This is a genomic window from Variovorax glucosi, from assembly GCF_051216695.1.
Classification (GTDB): domain Bacteria; phylum Pseudomonadota; class Gammaproteobacteria; order Burkholderiales; family Burkholderiaceae_C; genus Variovorax.
The window spans coordinates 1-1,054 of record NZ_JBPJZE010000371.1 but is presented as its reverse complement, the minus strand read 5'-3'; the positions used below and the strand labels follow the sequence as shown (position 1 = coordinate 1,054).

1 protein-coding gene is annotated in these 1,054 nt (G+C 64.4%); it reads left to right on the top strand.

The genetic code is table 11. The annotated features are described in order from the left end of the window. Positions 1-173: 173 nt before the first annotated feature. A partial coding sequence (gene sucC / locus ACSFA3_RS25765; protein WP_435508152.1) for an ADP-forming succinate--CoA ligase subunit beta occupies positions 174-1,054 on the top strand: 881 nt, incomplete at its 3' end.

Here is a 1,054-nt window from a genome sequence, read left to right as displayed (position 1 = left end):
CCGCACCTGCTGAAGGCCTACGACGCCGAATTTCTGGCCGAAGCGATCGAGCAGAAAAAGGAATTGCACAGAAAGCGGGAAATGGCTTCGTCGAGCTATTTCAATTGGGCGGAAAGCCACGGCGTCGAGCTTGGCGCCTGAAATTCTTTGCAAATAAACAGCCTGCTTCGACCATGAACATCCACGAATACCAGGGCAAGGACGTGTTGCGCCAGTACGGCGTGGCGACACCCCGTGGATTCGTCTGCCGCTCGCCCGACGAGGCGGCAGACGCCGCCACCCGGCTCGGTGGCCGGGCCTGGGTGGTCAAGGCGCAGATCCATGCGGGCGGCCGCGGCAAGGGCGGCGGCGTGAAGCCCGCGTGGTCCGTCGCCGAAGTGCGGCGCCACGCAGACCAGATGCTCGGCATGACGCTGAAGACGCCGCAGACCGGCCCCGAAGGCCGCGTGGTGAAGCAGCTGCTGGTCGAAGAGAGCGTCGAGATCGACAAGGAGCTGTACCTCGGTTTCGTGGTCGACCGCAATTCGCAGCGCGTGGCTCTGATGGCGTCGAGCGAAGGCGGCATGGACATCGAGGAGGTGGCCGCGCGCACGCCTGAGAAGATCCACAAGCTCTTCATCGACCCGGACACCGGCCTGCGGATTGTCGATGCAGACGGCATCGCGCGCCGCATCGGCATCTCCGAGCGCTCGGTGGTGCAGGCGCGCGTGTTCATGCAGAACCTCTACCAGGCCTTCGATGGCAGCGACGCTTCGCTGGCCGAGATCAATCCGCTGGTGCTGACCCGCGACGGCCGCGTGATCGCGCTCGACGCGAAGTTCGACTTCGACGCCAACGCGCTGTTTCGCCAGCCCGAGATTGCCGCGATGCGCGACTTCGATGAGGAAGATCCGGTGGAGGTCGAGGCCTCGAAGTTCGACCTTTCGTACATCGCGCTCGACGGCGACATCGGCTGCCTCGTCAACGGTGCGGGCCTTGCGATGGCAACGATGGACGCAATCAAGCTCTACGGCGGCTCGCCAGCAAACTTTCTCGACGTAGGCGGCGGCGCAAC